Source organism: Jeotgalibaca caeni (assembly GCF_028863945.1).
Taxonomy (GTDB): domain Bacteria; phylum Bacillota; class Bacilli; order Lactobacillales; family Aerococcaceae; genus Jeotgalibaca; species Jeotgalibaca caeni.
On the sequence record NZ_JARBEA010000012.1, the window covers coordinates 32,345 to 52,008 of the forward strand.

Consider the following 19,664-nt stretch of genomic DNA (forward strand, 5'->3'; position numbering starts at 1 on the left):
GAGGCGTTGAAAGGTGATTCGTGTGTTAATTGTGGACGACCATGAGATGGTCCGATTAGGCTATTCAGCCTATCTCTCCATTCAAGATGACATTGAAGTGGTTGGCGAAAGTGAAAACGGTAAAATAGGTTGGGAAATGGCATTGGATTTACGGCCTGATGTGATCTTAATGGATTTAGTAATGGATGTAATGGATGGGATTGAAGCAACAAAAGCAATTTTAGCCGATTGGCCCGAAGCGAAAATTATTATTGTTACCAGTTTTATTGATGATGAGAAAGTGTATCCTGCCTTGGAAGCAGGAGCAGCCGGGTATATGCTGAAGACCTCTTCAGCGAGTGAAATTGCTAGAGCCATTCGCTCTACCTTTCAAGGTGAACGTGTTTTAGAACCAGAAGTTACGGATAAGATGTTGGATAAGCTGACAAAGAAGAGCGTTCATTATCCGCACGAAGATCTAACTGCACGTGAAATGGAAGTCCTGCTCTTAATTGCGCAAGGGCATTCCAATCAAGAGATTGCGGATCAATTATTTATCACTCTTAAAACAGTAAAAACCCATGTTTCAAATATTCTTTCCAAGCTAGAAGTGGAGGACCGTACCCAAGCAGCAATTTATTCTTTCAAACATCAGTTAATTGAGTAGTCAATGAGATGCAATCTATTAACACAGTTCAAATTTACTGTGTTATGATGAAGATAAGAATCGTGTTACTGCGAGAGGAGGAGTCGGAATTATTCCGGCGTGTACAAATATGGAAATTAAAGTTACTGAAAAAGCACAAAAATGGTTTGAAAGTGAATTAGGTGTCAGTGAAGGCAGAGGGGTTCGTTTCTTAGGGAAAGTCTACGGAAAAAGTCAGATTCATGAAGGTTTTTCGATTGCTCTTGAAGTCGTAGAACCGAAAAATCCAATTGCGATGACGACGCTCAATGGGATTTCTTATTTTGTTGATGCTGCTGATGATTGGTTTTTTAATGGGTATGATTTAGAAGTTTCCTTTGACGAACAAAACAACGAACCTGAATATATTTTCCACGAAATAAAAGCCTAATCAAAAAGAGAAGCAGGTAGGTCTCCCAGTAAGGGAAATCTATCTGCTTCTCTTTTTAGAATTATAACGGCATAACAACCGGTACAATCATAGGACGACGTTCGGTTCTTTCATATAAGAAAGGTTGAACAGTCGAAGTAATCGCATCTCGCAATTGTTTTTCAGTGACTTTACCTTCTGCATTCAGTACTTGTTTTATTTCGTGTTTAATCATCGATTGAGCTTCACTGATCAGGTCACCTGATTCACGCATGTAGATGAATCCACGTGACAAGATGTCAGGGCCAGCTGCCAATTGTTTTTGTTTGAAGTCAACGGTAAGAACAATCACTACAAGGCCGTCTTGAGAAAGGATATGGCGGTCACGCAAGACAATATTGCCGATGTCCCCAATTCCTTTCCCATCAATGTAAACATCCATCGCAGGGAAACTACCCGCTTCACGTGCACTTTCATTGGTTAGGGCAAGTACATCACCATTATTTAGGATAAAGGAATTTTCTTTTGGAATCCCACATTGTTCTGCAAGACCAGCATGGATTTTCAACATCCGGAATTCCCCATGAACCGGCATGAAGTACTTCGGTTTCATTAGACGCAACATCAGTTTTTGTTCCTGTTGTCCGCCGTGACCGGAAGTATGGACGTTATTTACTTTCCCATGAATCACTTTTGCGCCAGCTTCTAACAGCTGGTTGATTACTCGGTTGACACTGGTGGTGTTACCTGGAATCGGTGAGCTGGAGAAAATAACCGTATCGCCTGGTTGGATGGTAATCTGGCGGTGAGTACCATTGGCAATTCTACTTAGAGCAGCCATTGGTTCTCCTTGCGCACCTGTACAAATAATCATAACCTTATCAGCAGGGTACTGGTTAATTTCGCGTCCATCGATGAAGGTATCATCTGGAGCGTGAATGTAGCCCAATTCCCGAGCCGTGCGGAATGAATTTTCCATACTTCTACCAAAAATAGCTAATTTTCTTCCTGATGCAATCGCAACTTCCGTCACTTGTTGTAGACGAGAAATATTGGAAGCAAAAGAAGCGAAAATAATTCTTCCTTCTACACGTTGAATAATGTTCGAGATGGATTTCCCGACAACTTGTTCCGATTGTGTAAAGTTCGGTACTTCAGCATTTGTACTATCACTCATTAAGAGAAGCACACCTTCATCACCAAGCTGAGCCATCCAGTGTAAGTCTGCTGTTTTCCCATCAACAGGTGTCCAGTCAAACTTAAAGTCACCGGTGAAGACAATATTACCAGGTGGTGTTTTCACTACGATTCCGCGTGTATCTGGAATACTGTGATTCGTACGGAAGAAGCTAACGCTTGTTTTGCGGAACTTAATGACGGTGTCATCTTTGATTTCATGCAAAACGGCATCGCGCAATAGGCCGTGCTCTTCTAACTTGTTCCGAATCAATGCTAAGGCAATTTCACCCGCATAAATGGGTACATTTAATTCTTTTAGCAAATAAGGAACTCCCCCGATATGGTCTTCGTGACCATGGGTGATAAACAAGCCCTTAATTTTGTGTTTGTTTTGAACAAGATAGGTGTAATCTGGGATGACATAGTCTATCCCTAATAAATCATCTTCGGGGAACATAATACCGGAATCAAGAATTAGTAACTCATCTTGATATTGGACGGCATACATGTTCTTACCGATTTCCCCTAACCCCCCCAGGGCAAAAACGCCTACCTCATTATTGCGAACGTTGGGTTTCATTGTGGGAACTCCGTGATTTGGAAGTTTGGACTGTTTTGTTCATACTCCAAATGTTTTCCTTCTACTGGTTGGACAAACTCAATATTGTAGGGGGTATGTTCATCCAATATTCTACGTGCTTCAACCACGCTTTCTGCTTTCATATAAAGGGATTGCGTTGTTTCCCGAGTAGGAACCTCAAATTTGTTTTCTTGGTACGTTACTTTAAATAACATGTATCATCACTCCTGTATTTCTATATTAATTTCGCATTGAAAAAACAACATCATTCCAAACTGGTCCATTATTGTATTTTCTATACAATTCTCTTTTCAGTTTACCACAAACCGTGTCCTTTGGCATAACTTTCTCTTCTTCTTTCCAATTTTAAGTAGACCTTTCTGTGGAGATTGGTTAGAATAGATAGATATAATTTGTTAAACAATGGGGGCGTCATGCTTGGCTTTAATATGGAAGTACATAAAAAAATATAAATGGCTGATCTTTCTCAATGTAATTGGGTCTTTCGGATTCATCTTTGTAGAACTGGGATTGCCGACCATGCTGGCACGTCTGATTAATGGCGCTGTCGTTGGAATTAGCCGCAATCAACTCACCGGAACGATTGGAATGATGATCCTCTTTGTGGTTCTTGGTTTATTGGGGCGGGGAACCGTGGCGTTTACGACCAGCAGCTTGACCACCAAAATGGTAGCAGATATGCGGAACGATCTCTACCATAAAATTCAAACTTTTTCACATCAAGAGTTTGACCAACTAGGCGTTTCGTCGTTAGTAACGAGAGTAACGAATGACGCATTCGTCTTGATGCAGTTTAGTCAGATGGTGTTGCGAATGGGGTTAGCAACCATCTTAATGATGTTTGCCAGCTTCTACATGATTTTTATTACCAGCCGTTCCCTCTCAGCCGTATTAATTCCTGCTTTTCCGGTTTTACTAATTTCCGTTATAATCATCGGGAAAAAATCACGGCCCCTGTCAGAGGCGCAACAAGGAAATTTGGACCGCATCAACCTCAGCTTACGGGAAACGTTGGCGGGTCTTCGCGTCGTTCGGGCTTTTGTGCGGGAACGATTCATGGTGGAGCGCTTCGATACCGTCAATGCAGCGTACAGTACGGTAAGTAAAAAGTTGTTCTACTTGATGGCTTGGACGCAACCAATCTTCTCACTTGTCATTAATCTCATTATCATTGGGATTGTTTGGTTTGGAGCTGGACTTTTGGAGACTGGAAACTTAGAAATAGGAACCATGGTTGCTTATATCGAATACAGTTTTCACGCACTCTATTCATTCTTAAACTTTGCGATTGTATTTATGATGTACCCACGTGCAGCTGTGTCCGCTCGTCGGATTCAAGAAGTATTCGATACTGAAAGCTCCATTTCGCCGAACGAAACTGGAGTTACAGAAAGCGAAACACATGGATTCATCCGTTTTGAAAATGTATCGTTCTCTTATCCTGGTAATCAGGAAACGCCTGTTATCGAAGGAATTAACTTTGAAGCAGGACCTGGACAAACCATCGCCTTCATTGGTAGTACCGGGAGCGGGAAGTCTACCATTCTTCAATTGATTCCACGTTTCTATGATGTGACCAAAGGAAGAATTTTAATTGATGGTCATGACGTAAGAGACTATAACTTAAAAGCATTGCGCCAAAAAATTGGCTACATCCCGCAAAAAACACTCCTCTTTACTGGAACGATTGCGGAGAACTTGCGCTACGGGAAAGGGGACGCTTCTCATCCTGAATTAGAAGAAGCTTCTGAAATTTCCCAAGCAACGGATTTTATTTTGCAAAAATCCAAACACTTTGAGGAACACTTGTCAGAAGGGGGAAGCAACCTCTCTGGTGGACAGAAGCAACGTCTGTCGATTGCTCGTGCGGTAGTCAGAAAACCAGATTTCTATATATTCGATGACAGTTTCTCAGCGCTGGATTATCAGACCGATATGCGTCTGCGCCGCAGATTGAAACAAGAGACCGGGCAGTCTACCGTTATTATCGTAGCGCAACGTGTCTCAACGATTATGCATGCTGATAAAATTATTGTATTGAACGAAGGAAAAGTAGTAGCAGAAGGTACGCACCGTGAGTTGCTTGAAACGAGTCCGATTTACTATGACATTGCTGCTTCTCAAATGCGGAAGGAGGAATTGGCATGAATGTGAACGAACCGAAGAAAGTGACCGATCTCTTTCGTCTGTGGCAATACTTGAAAAATTACCGGATTGCCTTTTTTGCCGCTATTTTCTTAACGATTCTGATGTCCATCATGTCCGTTATTGAACCGTATATTTTAGGATTAGGAATTACCGAACTTGGGAAAAACATAGCCGACATATTGAGCGGTGTACCGGGAGCGAGCATTAACTATGATTATTTGAAATGGGTTTTGTTCCTTTATTTCATTCGAGGGCTCTGCTATCAATCCACCAACTTCTTCTCGCAACGTTTGATGACAAAGGTTGTCCAATCATCGATGAACGATTTGCGGGCGGACTTAGACAATAAGATTAATCGATTACCGGTTTCCTTCTTTGACAGCCAATCATTAGGAGACATTTTGAGTCGTGTGACAAATGATGTGGACTCCATTTCCAATGCGTTGCAACAATCGCTCTTGCAAGTCGTAAATGCAATTTTAGGAATTACCTTCGCATTGTCGATGCTCCTATTTATTAGCTGGAGATTGACACTCATTGCGCTTGTTATGATTCCGTTGTCCTATATCATCTCGAAAAAAGTGACAAACCTGTCCCAGCCTTATTTCCGGGCGCAGGCGAAGCATTTAGGAGAACTAAATGGATTTGTTCAAGAAAACTTGACCGGGTTCTCTGTCGTGAAATTATATGGTAAAGAAGAGGACTCCGTAGATGAGTTCCAAAAAATTAATTCTTCCTTACAAAAAGCGGGGTTCAAAGCAGCCTTTATCTCTGGATTGATGACGCCTTTGACCGCATTGGTTTCAAATGGCGCATATATTTCCATTGCCGTACTAGGAATAGTAGAAGTACTAGCTGGCACGATGACGATTGGGAATGTACAGGCTGCTGCCCAATATGTATGGCAAATCAATCAGCCAATCACCATGATTACGCAGTTGTCCGCTATCATCCAGTCAGCTGCCGCAGCAACACAGCGGATCTTTGGCTTCTTAGATGAAGAAGAAATGCAAGAAGATGCGCAAAAACCGTTGACGATGGATGTTCAAGGAACTATTTCTTTCGAAAATGTTTCCTTCAGTTATCATCCTGACCAGCCGCTCATAAAAGACTTCAATGTAGATGTGAAGAGTGGGGAGACCGTAGCGATTGTTGGCCCAACTGGAGCAGGTAAAACGACCATGATCAACTTGCTGATGCGTTTTTACGATGTAGATTCTGGTTCCATCAAGCTGGATGGCCATGATATTCGAGACTTTTCTCGTCAAGATTACCGGTCACAGTTTGGTATGGTCTTGCAGGATGCTTGGTTGTATCAAGACAGTATCAAGGAAAATATCCGTTTCGGAAATTTGGATGCGAGCGACGATGATGTAAGACGTGCCGCCGAAGCAGCGAACGTGGACCACTTCATCCAAACGCTCAGCGATGGGTACGATACGGTTATTAACCAAGAAGCTTCCAACATTTCTCTCGGCCAAAAACAATTATTGACCATCGCAAGAACCTTTATTGCCGATCCGAAAGTATTGATTTTGGATGAAGCAACCAGTTCCGTTGATACAAGACTAGAAGCGATGATTCAAAAAGCAATGAAAAAAATCATGCAGGGTAGAACCAGCTTCGTTATTGCCCACCGACTTTCTACGATTCGTGATGCAGACCTCATTCTCGTAATGGATCAAGGTCAAATCATCGAGCAAGGAACCCATAATGAATTGATTGCGAAAGAAGGATTCTACTACCGCCTCTATAACAGTCAATTCCAACAACAAGATTAAAAATTATGCTTGTCAAAATAATCAACATATGATTAAATATTGGTTGTGGCAATGAAAGCTGCTACAACCAATTACGGGGGCATAGCTCAGCTGGGAGAGTGCTTGGCTGGCAGCCAAGAGGTCAGGGGTTCGATCCCCCTTGTCTCCATACGATAGAAACGTTGATCCAACAGACTTTTAGGCCTGTTGTATCAACGTTTCTTTTTATTTATTTTTGTTCGTGGGGCAGGAATGGGGCAGAAGAGGAATAAGATACTGTAAGATGGCTATTTCTAAAGTATATATTCTTGTAATACAATTCCCTCTACCTTGGCACCATAAGCTCCCAAGCTTACATGCCAAGGTTTTCTCTTTGCCCCAATGAAGGCTATCTTACCCCTGATGCCCCCCAACCAGAGTCGCACGCTTAATTGCTGTAGCACCAGAAGTCAAACTGCTGGCATGTACCAAGGCAGGGTAGCCGTACTTGCGCCGGATCCGATCAACGGTTCGCTCTAGTTCCTCTTGGAGCAAGGTGCTTTCGGGTGGTTCGAATAGGTTAAATTGCAATAAGGACTTTGGAGCAACTTTTCCACAGCTGATGGCGACGTTACGGACCGGTTGCCCGCGGTAGTGGCGCCGGAAAATGTGCAGGCATTCTTCGATAATGACTTTGCTGCTGGAAGTGGGATGGACGTTCACTTGATGAGCGAAGCCAGGATCAGCTATATCAGGAGAAAACCCCACTCGTAAATGAATGACGTTTGTCTCTACTTCATGGGCGCGCAACCGAGCGGCTACTTGATCGGCCATTTCACGAATGACCACTTCTAGCTCATATTGATTTACATAGACGCGTGGAAGGACCTGGCTTTTACTGAAGGCTTTTGATGCTGGTAAAAAGCGCTTGGAAAGAATGCTGCGATCGATGCCGTGTGCATGGAAGAAAAGTTGCTCCCCAATTACGCCGTACATTTTCTTCAGCGCATGAATGTCAGCTTGAGCCAAATCATGAATAGAAGAGACGCCCGCTTTCAATAATCTTCGTTCGGTGCGGACACCAATCCCCCACATATCCGTCAGCTGCTTCATTCCCCATACTTTATCGCTCACATCCTTATAGCGCCACTCTGCTAGATAGGAAGGGTGGTTACTCTTTGCCTCTTCATCCAAAGCTAACTTTGCCAACAAGGGATTGTCGCCGATTCCAATCGTAGCAATCAACCCAAATTTTTCATGAATCGCATATTGAATTTTCTTGGCAATTTCTCTGGTAGTTCCATGAATAGCATGAGAACGAGTAACATCGAGAAACGATTCATCGATACTATAAATATGCAGATCTTCTTCAGCGACAAACTGTAAGTAAAGATGGTTGATTTGCTGGTTGATTTCTAAGTACTGAGCCATTCGGGGAGCGACTGTGTAGATGTGTGATTGAGGCGGAATTTCGTCACCTCTTGAACCGGTCTTCAGGCCATACTGCTTCTTTACAAAAGGGGAGGCGGCCAAGATAAGTCCACCGCCCTGTTCCTTCCTGCTGATAACGGCAATAGACGTATCGCGTGGATGAAGGTTTCGGTGAACTGCCTCAACGGATGCGAAGAAGGATTGAATATCAATACAAAGAATATCTCTCGATGGTTCGTTCGAATAATCCATATAAATCATGCGCCACGCCTCCTAACTACTTTCATTATAGGAACATATGTTCTTTTTGTAAATACAAAAAACTCCTACTCATTAAAAAGTAGGAGCTGATAAGAAAAATTAACCAATTACTGTTACTTCATCATCTAAATCAAACGGGCTCTTCTCATTGATATAGTCATAGAACATGACCCCATTCAAGTGGTCAATTTCATGCTGAATGACAATGGCAGGGTATCCCTTGAAACGCTTCTTGAATGATTTTCCTTCTCGATCTTGGTACGTCACGGTAACGCGGCTATGACGCACGACAAAACCTGGGACTTCCCGGTCTACGGAAAGGCATCCTTCTCCGTCTTTCAAACACGCCGATTCGACCGAATGGCTAACAATTTTAGGGTTGAACATCACTTCTTCTAACTCTGGCGGGTCATCTTCGTACTCACCCGGAATCAGGAGGGCAATCATGCGTTTTGAAATAGCTAACTGAGGTGCAGCGAGTCCAACGCCGGCACGTAACTCGTACTTTTCTGCCAATTCAGGATCTTGACTATTTTTCAAAAAAGTCATCATATCCTTGGCTAATTTTTGGTCTTCATTTGTTAACGGGAAGGAAACTTGCTCTGCGACTTCACGTAGAGCAGGGTGACCTTCTCGAACGATATCATTCATCGTAATCATGACAGACATCCTTTCTTGATTCTATTCATCAATTTATCTTACTATAAGTTTTGTGAAAAAGCGAAAGAAAATCTTGTTGTTATTTGGCATAAAACACGGTAAAATAACAAAATGAGAAAAAAATGAGAAAGAGGTGTCTTTCTATGGCGACAGCGAGAGAATATCTGAACGAAGTGTATGAAAAAGTAGAAAAAAGGGGACCACATCAGCGCGAATTTTTGCAAGCGGTAAAAGAAGTATTCGATACTATTGAACCAGCCTTAGAAAAGAACCCTCAGTACATGAAGTGGAATATTTTGGAGCGCCTTGTAGAACCAGAACGCATTATTACGTTCCGTGTTCCTTGGGTGGACCGTGACGGACGCATCCAAGTCAATAAAGGCTTCCGGGTACAATTTAATTCTGCCCTAGGCCCTTATAAAGGTGGACTTCGTTTCCATCCTTCCGTAACAGAAAGTATCTTGAAATTTTTGGGGTTTGAACAAACCTTCAAGAACAGCTTGACCGGATTACCAATTGGCGGAGGAAAGGGCGGATCTGACTTTAATCCTAAAGGGAAAACAGACGTAGAAATCATGAATTTCTGCCAATCCTTTATGACTGAGTTGCAAAAGTATATTGGACCGTTAGAAGATATTCCTGCTGGTGATATTGGTGTGGGTGGACGAGAAATTGGCTACTTATACGGTCAGTACAAACGACTGAATGGCTCCCAATCAGGTGTGATTACTGGGAAGCCCGTTGCCATGAACGGCAGCCTTGGCAGAACAGAAGCAACTGGATATGGACTCGTTTACTATACTCAAGAAATGCTTCAGGCAAATGGGAAATCTTTTGCCGGACAAAAAGTAGTCGTATCGGGAAGCGGGAATGTAGCCATCTACGCAATCGAAAAGGTTCATGAATTTGGCGGAACGGTCATTGCTTGTTCGGATTCAGATGGATACATCTATGATGAAACAGGAATAGATGTGGCTCTATTGAAAGACGTCAAAGAAAACCAACGAGAGCGCTTGACCGCATATGCAGAACAAAAAGAATCCGCTGCCTACCATGAAGGAAGTGTTTGGAACTTAGCTGTTCCTTATGATATTGCACTCCCGTGCGCTACGCAAAATGAAATCGACGAGGAACAAGCGAAACAGTTGGTGGAAAACCATGTATACTGTGTTAGTGAAGGGGCTAATATGCCAAGTACCATTGAGGCAATTGAAGTATACCAAGCCAACAACATCTACTATGGTCCGGCAAAAGCAGCAAATGCTGGCGGCGTAGCGACCAGTGCATTGGAAATGGCACAAAATGCGCAACATGGTCACTGGACCTTTGAGCAAGTTGATGAGCAATTACAAGAGATTATGAAGAACATTTTTGCTACAGTAGAAACAACAGCGAAAGAATACGGAATGGATGGCAATTATTTAGCGGGTGTGAACATCGCATCCTTCGTTAAAGTGGCAGATGCCATGATTTTCCAGGGGATTGTTTAAGTAGAAAGAGAGCAGGAAACGGGAAATAACAGCTGTTTTCCTGCTCTTTTTAATTAGAATTTTCTCATCTTCTTTTTGTGATAAAACGAACAAGTTGTTTCGATGCTCTCTGGTAAAAGAGAAAACAAGGAGAAAGTAAAATGAGAATTTCACAAGAAAGAAACAGCAGAAAAGCTGGCCTGTCCCTATGTTTAAGAAGATATCATGTAGATTTCGATGATAGATATAATACAGTTCGAAAAGGTGGTTGTAACAGAAGGTTCACATCAAAATGAGGGAGTATGAGGAAGAAAAAATAGAACGAAACAAAAAATACATCGTTTTCAATTCGTTCATTTTTTAACAAAAGAGGGTGTGTCAATCGTTTTCATTGTTGTGATAACAGAGAAATAAGAAAAAATAAACGTCTCAGCCTTGCATTACGGACGTCTCAGTGGTAAATTAAGAGGGTGAAGTAACAAAAATAATACAGTTCCGTCAGGCTGTACAAAAGATCATCGCCAGATGAAATTTCAAGGAAAAGAGAGGAATGTGTTAGCATGGCTACAAAGAAAACGAACATTGATATTGACGCATTACTGAACCCGTCGAACACTGATTTTCGCATGGTTCAAATCATGGACGAGGAAGGTACGATTGTAAATCCTGACCTTATGCCAGATCTTTCTGATGAAGAATTAGTTCAATTTATGTCAGATATGGTATGGTCCCGGATCCTTCATGAACGTTCTACTGCTTTGAATCGTCAAGGACGTTTGGGCTTCTATGCACCAACTGCTGGTCAAGAAGCAAGTCAACTAGGAAGTATCGCAGCAATCGAAAAAGAGGACGTACTCCTACCTGGTTACCGTGATGTTCCTCAATTGATTAAACATGGTCTACCTTTAACACAAGCTTTCCTATGGTCAAGAGGACATGAACAAGGAAACCACTACGCAGAAGATTTGAATGCTTTGCCACCACAAATCATCATCGGTGCACAATACATCCAAAACGCTGGAGTAGCTCTTGGTCTTAAAAAACGTGGGAAGAAAAACGTTGCAATCACTTATACAGGTGATGGTGGTACTTCTCAAGGGGACTTCTACGAAGGAATCAACTTTGCTGGTTCATTCAAAGCTCCTGCAATCTTTGTTGTACAAAACAACGGATGGGCAATCTCGACTCCTCGTCACGTACAAACTGCAGCTCCAACACTAGCTCAAAAAGCTGTAGCAGCTGGAATCCCAGGGGTTCAAGTAGATGGTATGGATATCCTAGCCGTTTACGCTGTTACGAAAAAAGCACGTGAGTACGCTGTTGCCGGAAACGGTCCTGTATTAATTGAAACAATTTGTTACCGTTTTGGTCCACATACTCTATCTGGAGACGACCCAACTCGTTACCGTGATACTGCTGAGCTAGAAGGCTGGCAAGCAAAAGACCCATTGATCCGTATGCGTAAATATTTGAGCGCTAAAGGACTATGGTCTGAAGAAAAAGAAAACGAAGTAATTGAAGCAGCAAAAGAAGAAATTAAAGATGCAATCAAAGAAGCTGACCAAGCTCCAAAACAAAAAGTTTCTACATTCTTGAAGAACATGTTCGATGAGCCAGGTCAAAACATTAAAGAACAAATCGCAATTTTTGAAGCAAAGGAGAATAAATAATCATGGCACAAAAAACAATGATTCAAGCCATCACAGATGCGTTGGCACATGAACTTGAAAATGATCCAAATGTCTTGGTTTTTGGAGAGGACGTTGGTAAAAACGGAGGTGTATTCCGTGCTACTCAAGGACTCCAAGAACAATTTGGTGAAGACCGTGTATTCGATACTCCTTTAGCAGAATCTGGTATCGGTGGTCTAGCAATCGGTTTAGCGCTAGAAGGTTTCCGTCCAGTTCCAGAAATCCAATTCTTCGGATTCGTATTTGAAGTAATGGATTCAATCGTAGCTCAAATGGCTCGTTACCGTTACCGTATGGGCGGAACTCGTCAAATGCCGATCGTTGTTCGTTCCCCATTCGGTGGCGGCGTACACACTCCAGAATTGCACTCTGACAACCTAGAAGGTTTGATTGCACAATCTCCTGGTGTGAAGGTAGTTATCCCTTCAAACCCTTACGATGCAAAAGGTCTGATGATCTCTGCAATCCGTGACAACGACCCAGTTGTTTACTTAGAGCATATGAAACTATATCGTTCGTTCCGTGAGGAAGTTCCTGATGAAGCATACACTGTTCCACTAGGAAAAGCGGCTATTACTCGTGAGGGAGCAGATGTATCGGTTATCACTTACGGTGCAATGGTTCGTGAAGCAGTGAAAGCAGCAGAAAAACTTGAAAAAGAAGGAATCTCTGTTGAAGTTGTGGACTTGCGTACAATCGCTCCTCTAGACGTAGAAACAATCATCGCTTCTGTTGAAAAAACAGGACGCGTAGTAGTTGTTCAAGAAGCACAACGTCAAGCTGGTGTTGGTGCAATGGTAATGGCTGAGATCTCAGAACGTGCTATTCTTTCCTTGGAAGCTCCAATCGGACGTGTTGCTGCTCCTGATACAGTATTCCCATTCGGACAAGCTGAAAATGACTGGTTGCCAAACGCAACAGACATCGAAAACAAAATTAAAGAAGTATACAACTTCTAATCAGAATGAATGAGATGAGAGTAAATACGGTTCTGCTTTAGAACTGTATTTTCTCTTCTATTGTGAAGACGAACGAAGATCTAAATGAAGGGATGTTAAAATAATGGCTTTTAAATTCAAATTGCCTGCACTAGGCGAAGGAATCATGGAAGGCGAAATTGCTTCTTGGCCAGTTAAAGAAGGCGACACAATTAACGAAGACGATACGTTGGTGGAAATCCAAAACGACAAATCTGTCGAAGAAATTCCATCTCCAGTTACCGGTAAAATCCTGAAAATCGTTGCTGCTGAAGGTACTGTAGCAACAATTGGTGATGTATTGGTAGAAATCGATGTTCCAGGTTACGAAGGAGATGAAGAAACTGCAGCTCCTGCAGAAGAAGCAGCTCCTGCGGCAGCACCTGCACAAGAAGCAGCACCTGCAACAGGCGGCGGCGTATTCCAATTCAAATTACCTGCACTAGGTGAAGGAATTATGGAAGGTGAAATCGCATCATGGCCAGTTAAAGAAGGCGACACAATCAACGAAGATGACACATTGGTAGAAATCCAAAATGACAAATCCGTTGAAGAAATCCCATCTCCAGTTACTGGTACAATTGTACGCATCGTTGCTGCTGAAGGTACTGTAGCAACAATTGGTGACGTATTGGTAGAAATCGATGCTCCAGGACATAACAATGCATCTCCAGCTGGCGGCTCTGAGCAACCTGCTACTCCAGCAGCAGCTCCTGTATCTTATGACAAACCAGTTGCTGAAGGACAAGGAAGCGTTCCTGCGGCAGTAGATCCTAACCGTCGTATCTTGGCTATGCCATCTGTACGTCAACATGCTCGTGAAAAAGGCATTGATATTACGCAAGTAAACGGCACTGGCAAAGGCGGACGTATCACGAAAGAAGATATCGACAACTTTGGTTCTCAAGCATCTGCACCAACAGCGGCTCCAGCGCAAACACAAGAAACAGCAGCTCCTGCAGCACAAGCCGCAGCACCTGCAAAAGAAGCAGCTCCAGCTCAACCATACACTTCAAACGTGGCTGAAATGGAAACGCGCGAAAAAATGACTCCAATGAGAAGAGCTATTTCGAAAGCAATGGTGAATAGCAAACATACTGCTCCACACGTAACACACCATGACGAAGTAGAAGTATCTAAACTTTGGGATCACCGTAAGAAATTCAAAGATGTTGCTGCAGCACGCGGTACGAAGTTGACATTCTTGCCATACGTAGTGAAAGCATTGACTGCTACATTGCGTGAATTCCCAATCTTGAATGCATCTATTGACGATGCAACACAAGAAATTGTTTACAAAAATTACTTTAACATCGGTATCGCAACCGATACAGATGCAGGTCTATTCGTACCAAACGTAAAAGACACTGATTCAAAAGGTATGTTCCAAATTGCTGATGAAATCAACGAATTGGCTGCAAAAGCTCACGATGGCAAACTAGCAGCAAATGAAATGAGAAATGGTTCCATCACAATCAGTAACGTAGGTTCTGTAGGTGGCGGCTGGTTTACTCCAGTTATCAACCATCCTGAAGTGGCGATCTTGGGTATTGGTACAATTGCTCAACAACCAATCGTAAATGCAGACGGTGAACTTGCTGTAGGACGCGTATTGAAGCTTTCATTGAGCTATGACCACCGTGCAATTGATGGCGCAACTGCTCAAAAAGCGTTGAACAACATCAAACGTTTGTTAGCTGACCCAGAATTACTATTGATGGAAGGATGATTTTAGAATGGTAGTAGGCGATTTCGCAGTTGAATTAGATACAGTTGTGATTGGTTCCGGACCTGGTGGCTATGTAGCTGCCATCCGTGCCGCACAAATGGGTCAAAAAGTAGCAATCATCGAGAAAGACTCCATCGGCGGTGTTTGTTTGAACGTTGGATGTATTCCTTCAAAAGCATTGATTGCTGCTGGTCACCGTTACCAAGAAGCACTAGATTCTGCTGTCTTTGGTGTAACGGCTGAAAACGTGAAGTTAGACTTCACAAAAACGCAAGAATGGAAAGACAATAAAGTTGTTAAAACGTTGACAAGTGGTGTTGAATACTTGTTGAAGAAAAACAAAGTAGAAATCATCATGGGAACAGCATTCTTTAATGATGCAAACACATTACGTGTGTTCACGGAAGATGCTGCACAAACATACACGTTCAACAATGCAATTGTTGCAACAGGTAGCCGTCCAATCGAAATCAAAGGTTTCAAATTTGGCGGACGGATCATCGATTCAACAGGTGGATTGAACTTGACAGAAGTTCCTAAGAAACTTGTTATTGTTGGTGGTGGCGTTGTTGGTACAGAACTAGGAACTGCTTACGCAAACCTAGGCGCAGAAGTTACAATCCTTGAAGGTTCTCCTCAATTGTTGCCATCGTTTGAAAAAGACATGGTAAAATTAGTAGAAAAATCGTTCAAAGATAAAGGCATTAACTTTGTTACCAATGCAATGGCTAAAGAAGCAATTGACAATGGCGATAGCGTAACTGTGAAGTACGAAGCTGCTGGAAAAGAAGAAACACTTGAAGCAGATTACGTAATGGTAACAGTTGGTCGTCGTCCAAACACAGATGATCTTGGTTTGGAAGTTGTTGGTGTTGAAATGACTGAACGTGGATTAGTTAAAGTAGATAACCAAGGACGTACAAATGTGCCAAACATCTACGCAATTGGAGACATCACTCCAGGCGCAGCACTTGCTCACAAAGCAAGTTACGAAGCTAAAATTGCTGCTGAAGCAATTTCTGGTAAAGCTGCAGCAATCGATTATGTTGCAATGCCTGCAGTTGCCTTTACAGATCCTGAATTGGCAACAGTTGGTTTAACTGAAAAAGGAGCAAAAGAAAAAGGTCTTGAAGTCAAAGCATCGAAATTCCCATTGTCTGGTAATGGACGTGCATTGTCTCTAAACGCAACAGAAGGCTTCGTTCGCTTAGTTACAACAAAAGAAGACAACCTAATTGTTGGTGCACAAGTAGCGGGAGTTAGCGCAAGTGACGTAATTGCTGAACTAGGTTTGGCAATTGAATCCGGCATGAACGCAGAAGATATCGCATTGACGATTCATTCTCACCCATCCTTGTCCGAAACAGTAATGGACGCTTCTGAATTGGCATTGGGACTACCAATCCACATTTAATCGAATAAACTTTTAAGAGGCCTTGAACTTGTTTTCAGGGCCTCTTTTTCATATGATAGAGGTAAGACAGAGAAGCAAAAGGAGAAAATCAATGCAAGATTATCAATATCCGATTGATTTGGATTGGACACCAGAGGAAATGAACACGGTGGTTCAGCTATGGGTCGCAGTAGAGATGGCCTACGAAAAAGGAATTCGCAAAGACGAATTTTTAACGAGATATCTTCATTTCAAGGAAGTGGTTCCCTCTAAGGGAGAAGAAAAACGCTACGGAAATGCTTTTGAAAAAGAGTCCGGCTATTCCTTGTATCAAGTAGTGAAAATGGCACGAGAGACAGAACGGGACATGGTCAAGATGAGTCCGACACAACATGGAAAAAGAAAGTAGGTAGATGAATGAATTACAAAGAAATGGCAGAGCTTGTAAAAGGTTGGGTAGAAGAAGCAGGCGATTTACTGCGTGAATCATTGCAAAATACTTCATTAAAAGTGGAAGAAAAAACTAATCCAAGTGATTTGGTGACGGAAATGGATAAATCCATCGAAGCCTTCTATGTCGAAAAAATTCGTGCTCATTTTCCTGACCACAAAATCTATGGAGAAGAAGGAACCTATGATGAGATTAATGACTTAGATGGATTCATCTGGGTAATTGACCCGATTGATGGTACGCTGAATTATGTGAAGCAGAAAAGTAATTTCTGCTCCATGCTCGCCTTATTTAAGGATGGGGAAGGGGTACTGGCCTTTATCAATGATGTCATTCATGAAGACGTGTATTATAGCGTTCAAGGAGAGGGTGTTTATTGTAACGAACGCCGCCTTGAGCCGATAGAAGAGCATCCGTTAAAAGAAGGTCTACTCGCGATTAACACCAAAATGGCCCTATCTGAAATGGAAGAAGCACAACAATTAATTGATGAAGCGCTCGGCGTTCGTTTAATCGGATCTGCAGGATTAGAGATGGTGCAGGTGTTAATGAACCGCGTTTCTGCCTATGTAACCACACCCCTACAAACATGGGATATCGCCCCTGGATATGTGATGGCGCAGGAACTAGGTCTTACCTTCACGCAACGGACGGGAGAACCGATTGATTTAATGAAGAAAAACGCTATTTTAATCGCAAATCCACTAGCGCATAAAGAAATTGTGAAGACTTTTATCAATTAATAACAATATATTTTCATATTCGTGTTTTTTCTTTCCAAATAGGTAATGCCGTGATACAATAGAACAGTTAAAAAAGGTATCCGTATATCAACAATATTGTAGCAACTATTTCAAGTAAGATTCAATGGCCCTTAGACGAATGGATGCAAGGGTCTTTCTTTTTGGCAAGTAAACATTTGGAGGAAAATAATGACAGTAAGAAATGATATCCGCAATGTAGCGATCATCGCCCACGTTGACCATGGTAAAACAACAATGGTAGATGAGTTATTGAAACAGTCCGACACATTGGATGAACGGACAGACTTAGCGGAACGTGCAATGGATTCCAATGATATTGAAAAAGAACGTGGAATTACAATTCTAGCAAAAAACACGGCTGTATCCTATAAAGGAACACGCATCAACATTCTAGACACACCAGGACACGCGGACTTCGGTGGCGAAGTAGAACGGATTATGAAAATGGTCGATGGTGTGGTACTGATTGTGGATGCTTATGAAGGTACGATGCCGCAAACACGTTTTGTATTGAAAAAAGCTTTGGATCAAAAACTAATTCCAATCGTAGTAGTAAATAAAATTGACAAACCAACTGCTCGTCCTGCTGAAGTAGTGGATGAAGTATTAGAGTTGTTTATTGAACTAGGAGCGGACGATGAGCAACTAGAATTCCCAGTTGTATATGCTTCTGCAATCAACGGAACTTCTAGCTTATCAGACGATGCAAGTGCACAACAACCAACAATGGATCCTATCTTTGACATGATCATGGAACATATTCCAGCACCAATCGATAATTCAGAAGAACCATTGCAATTCCAAGTGGCGCTACTTGATTACAACGACTACGTAGGTCGTATTGGGATTGGACGTGTATTCCGTGGAAAGATTAAAGTAGGGGACCAAGTTTCCTTGCTGAAATTAGACGGATCTGTTAAAAACTTCCGTGTTACGAAGTTGTTCGGTTTCTTCGGGTTGAGCCGTGTAGAAATTGATGAAGCGAAAGCAGGAGACTTGATTGCTGTTTCTGGGATGGAAGATATTTTCGTAGGGGAAACAATCACTCCACTAAACCATCAAGAAGCACTTCCTGTACTTCATATCGATGAACCAACGCTGCAAATGACATTCTTAACGAATAACTCTCCATTTGCAGGAAGAGAAGGAAAGTATGTTACTGCTCGTAAGATAGAAGAACGAATTATGAAAGAACTTCATACAGACGTTTCCTTATTGGTAGAAAACACGGATTCCCCAGATGCATGGGTTGTATCTGGACGTGGAGAGCTTCATTTATCCATTCTGATTGAAAATATGCGCCGTGAAGGATATGAGTTACAAGTATCTCGTCCGGAAGTTATCGTGAAAACCTTTGATGGTGTGAGATGTGAGCCGTTTGAGCGTGTACAAATCGACACCCCTGAAGAGTATATGGGTTCTGTAATTGAATCACTAGGCCTTCGTAAAGGTGAAATGCAAGACATGCAAAACAGTGGAAACGGACAAGTTCGAATTATTTTCCTTGTTCCTACTAGAGGTTTGATTGGTTATTCCACTGAGTTCCTTTCCATGACACGTGGATACGGAATTATGTCCCATACATTTGAAGCATACTTGCCAGAGTTGCCAGGTAAAATTGGCGGCCGTCGTAATGGTGCTCTTGTTTCAACTGAAACAGGCAAAACAACTACTTACGGAATCATGCAAATCGAAGATCGTGGTACTATTTTCATCGAACCAGGTACTGCTATTTACGAAGGAATGATTGTAGGAGAAAATGCTCGTGAAAATGATATTGCAGTAAACATCACCAAAGCGAAGCAACAAACCAACGTTCGTTCTGCTACAAAAGACCAAACCAACGTTATCAAGCGTCCGCGCACACTAACATTGGAAGAATCGCTTGAGTTTATGGGTGAAGATGAATACTGTGAGATTACTCCAGAAAGCATTCGTCTCCGTAAACAAATTCTCGATAAGAACGAAAGAGAAAAATCAGCGAAACGTAAGAAAAAAGCAGAAGAAAACTAATAGTAGATTGAATAAGCATGTGCTTCTCTTCGGAGAGGGCATGCTTTTTTGTTGTGCGCCCAGCATGGGCGATAACTTGGTGGTGAAAGTCCACTACAGGCTTGGCAGTAGGAACTGTTAGCTG

General features: G+C 42.3%; 16 protein-coding genes and 1 tRNA gene. 13 read left to right on the forward strand and 4 right to left on the reverse strand.

Annotated features, from left to right (window positions below):
• Positions 1 to 13: 13 nt before the first annotated feature.
• Positions 14 to 646, forward strand: coding sequence for a response regulator transcription factor (locus tag PVE40_RS04170; RefSeq protein WP_274730631.1), 633 nt, complete (start codon positions 14 to 16; stop codon positions 644 to 646).
• 109 nt (positions 647 to 755) lie between these two features.
• A complete protein-coding gene (locus tag PVE40_RS04175; protein ID WP_274730632.1) occupies positions 756 to 1,055 on the forward strand; it encodes a HesB/YadR/YfhF family protein in 300 nt (99 codons plus the stop codon).
• A 61-nt stretch (positions 1,056 to 1,116) separates the two neighbouring features.
• On the opposite strand, the gene rnjA is transcribed toward PVE40_RS04175, so the two are convergent.
• Both rnjA and PVE40_RS04185 read right to left on the reverse strand, forming a co-directional pair.
• Entirely contained in the window at positions 1,117 to 2,793 is a 1,677-nt protein-coding gene (gene rnjA, locus PVE40_RS04180) for a ribonuclease J1 (protein WP_274730633.1), read from the reverse strand.
• The gene (locus PVE40_RS04185) at positions 2,790 to 3,008 is read right to left on the reverse strand and encodes a DNA-directed RNA polymerase subunit epsilon (RefSeq protein ID WP_274730634.1); all 219 of its coding nucleotides are present in this window, start codon (positions 3,006 to 3,008) and stop codon (positions 2,790 to 2,792) included. The genes rnjA and PVE40_RS04185 overlap by 4 nt, the downstream gene beginning before the upstream one ends.
• A 223-nt stretch (positions 3,009 to 3,231) precedes the next feature.
• Between PVE40_RS04185 and PVE40_RS04190 the strand changes: the two genes are divergently transcribed.
• The 3 genes from PVE40_RS04190 (at position 3,232) to PVE40_RS04200 (ending at position 6,891) form a co-directional block, all read left to right on the forward strand.
• Positions 3,232 to 4,962 carry an ABC transporter ATP-binding protein gene (locus tag PVE40_RS04190; protein WP_274730635.1) on the forward strand — a complete coding sequence of 577 codons (1,731 nt, stop codon included), beginning with the start codon at positions 3,232 to 3,234 and terminating at the stop codon, positions 4,960 to 4,962.
• On the forward strand, positions 4,959 to 6,743 hold the full coding sequence (locus tag PVE40_RS04195; RefSeq protein WP_274730636.1) for an ABC transporter ATP-binding protein: 1,785 nt from the start codon (positions 4,959 to 4,961) through the stop codon (positions 6,741 to 6,743). The genes PVE40_RS04190 and PVE40_RS04195 overlap by 4 nt, the downstream gene beginning before the upstream one ends.
• Before the next feature lie 75 nt (positions 6,744 to 6,818).
• Positions 6,819 to 6,891 (forward strand) — tRNA-Ala (locus PVE40_RS04200).
• A gap of 224 nt (positions 6,892 to 7,115) precedes the next feature.
• On the opposite strand, the gene PVE40_RS04205 is transcribed toward PVE40_RS04200, so the two are convergent.
• Both PVE40_RS04205 and def read right to left on the reverse strand, forming a co-directional pair.
• On the reverse strand, positions 7,116 to 8,393 hold the full coding sequence (locus tag PVE40_RS04205; protein ID WP_274730637.1) for a Y-family DNA polymerase: 1,278 nt from the start codon (positions 8,391 to 8,393) through the stop codon (positions 7,116 to 7,118).
• Between the two features lie 99 nt (positions 8,394 to 8,492).
• Complete coding sequence (gene def / locus PVE40_RS04210) at positions 8,493 to 9,053, reverse strand: peptide deformylase (RefSeq protein ID WP_274730638.1); 561 nt, start codon at positions 9,051 to 9,053, stop codon at positions 8,493 to 8,495.
• Positions 9,054 to 9,196: 143 nt separating this feature from the next.
• Between def and gdhA the strand changes: the two genes are divergently transcribed.
• From gdhA to typA, 8 genes are all read left to right on the forward strand, one after another.
• The gene (gene gdhA / locus PVE40_RS04215; RefSeq protein ID WP_274730639.1) at positions 9,197 to 10,543 is read left to right on the forward strand and encodes an NADP-specific glutamate dehydrogenase; all 1,347 of its coding nucleotides are present in this window, start codon (positions 9,197 to 9,199) and stop codon (positions 10,541 to 10,543) included.
• Positions 10,544 to 11,082: 539 nt separating this feature from the next.
• Complete coding sequence (gene pdhA / locus PVE40_RS04220) at positions 11,083 to 12,192, forward strand: pyruvate dehydrogenase (acetyl-transferring) E1 component subunit alpha (RefSeq protein ID WP_274730640.1); 1,110 nt, start codon at positions 11,083 to 11,085, stop codon at positions 12,190 to 12,192.
• Between the two features lie 2 nt (positions 12,193 to 12,194).
• Entirely contained in the window at positions 12,195 to 13,172 is a 978-nt protein-coding gene (locus PVE40_RS04225; protein WP_274730641.1) for an alpha-ketoacid dehydrogenase subunit beta, read from the forward strand.
• Between the two features lie 103 nt (positions 13,173 to 13,275).
• On the forward strand, positions 13,276 to 14,919 hold the full coding sequence (locus tag PVE40_RS04230; protein WP_274730642.1) for a dihydrolipoyllysine-residue acetyltransferase: 1,644 nt from the start codon (positions 13,276 to 13,278) through the stop codon (positions 14,917 to 14,919).
• 7 nt (positions 14,920 to 14,926) lie between these two features.
• On the forward strand, positions 14,927 to 16,333 hold the full coding sequence (gene lpdA, locus PVE40_RS04235; protein ID WP_274730643.1) for a dihydrolipoyl dehydrogenase: 1,407 nt from the start codon (positions 14,927 to 14,929) through the stop codon (positions 16,331 to 16,333).
• 91 nt (positions 16,334 to 16,424) lie between these two features.
• Positions 16,425 to 16,721, forward strand: coding sequence for a UPF0223 family protein (locus PVE40_RS04240; RefSeq protein WP_274730644.1), 297 nt, complete (start codon positions 16,425 to 16,427; stop codon positions 16,719 to 16,721).
• An 8-nt stretch (positions 16,722 to 16,729) separates the two neighbouring features.
• On the forward strand, positions 16,730 to 17,506 hold the full coding sequence (locus PVE40_RS04245) for an inositol monophosphatase family protein (RefSeq protein WP_274730645.1): 777 nt from the start codon (positions 16,730 to 16,732) through the stop codon (positions 17,504 to 17,506).
• A gap of 189 nt (positions 17,507 to 17,695) precedes the next feature.
• Complete coding sequence (gene typA, locus PVE40_RS04250) at positions 17,696 to 19,540, forward strand: translational GTPase TypA (RefSeq protein ID WP_274730646.1); 1,845 nt, start codon at positions 17,696 to 17,698, stop codon at positions 19,538 to 19,540.
• Positions 19,541 to 19,664 lie beyond the last annotated feature (124 nt).